We start from the raw sequence: 801 nt of genomic DNA on the forward strand, positions 1-801 counted from the left end.
ATAATAATAGTAAGTCAATCAGGAGAAACAGCTGATACTTTAGCAGCACTTAGAGATGCTAAGTCAAAAGGTGCTAGAGTATTATCCATAACTAATGTTGTTGGTTCATCAATAGCTAGGGAGTCTGATGATATATTCTATACATGGGCAGGGCCAGAAATAGCAGTTGCATCTACAAAAGCTTATACAACACAATTAACAGCATTTTATATGATAGCATTAAATTTAGCTATGACAAAAGGAACTATTAGTGAAGAAGAATACTTTAAAATGATAGATAAATTAAAAGAGATGCCATCACAAGTTGAAAAAGTATTACAAAGTGACGAATTAATAAAAGAAATAGCAACTGAAATAAAAGATAAAAATGATATGTTCTATTTAGGTAGAGGAATTGACTATGCACTAGCGATGGAAGGTTCTTTAAAAATAAAAGAAATATCTTATATGCATGCTGAAGCTTTCGCTGCTGGAGAATTAAAACATGGAACAATAGCTTTAATAGAAGAAGGGACTCCTGTTTTAGTATTAGCTACTCAAGAACAATTATTTGAAAAGATGTTATCAAATATGCAAGAAGTTAAAGCTAGAGGAGCTAAAGTTATAGCAATAGCTAAAGAGCACAACAAAGAAGTAGAAAAATCAGCTGATAGAGTAATATATATACCAGAAGTTGATGATATGTTTGCAAGTATAACAGCTGTTGTACCAATGCAGCTACTTTCATATCATGTAGCCCAAATGAGAGGGTGTGACATAGATAAGCCTAGAAACTTAGCTAAGTCAGTTACAGTTGAATAA

General features: G+C 32.1%; 1 protein-coding gene. It reads left to right on the forward strand.

Going from position 1 to position 801, the window contains the following annotated elements:
- Positions 1 to 801, forward strand: an 801-nt coding sequence (locus tag K0040_RS19840; protein ID WP_228110416.1) for an isomerizing glutamine--fructose-6-phosphate transaminase, incomplete at its 5' end; no start/stop codon positions are given.

The sequence above is a fragment of the Terrisporobacter petrolearius genome, from assembly GCF_020748185.1.
Taxonomy (GTDB): domain Bacteria; phylum Bacillota; class Clostridia; order Peptostreptococcales; family Peptostreptococcaceae; genus Terrisporobacter; species Terrisporobacter petrolearius.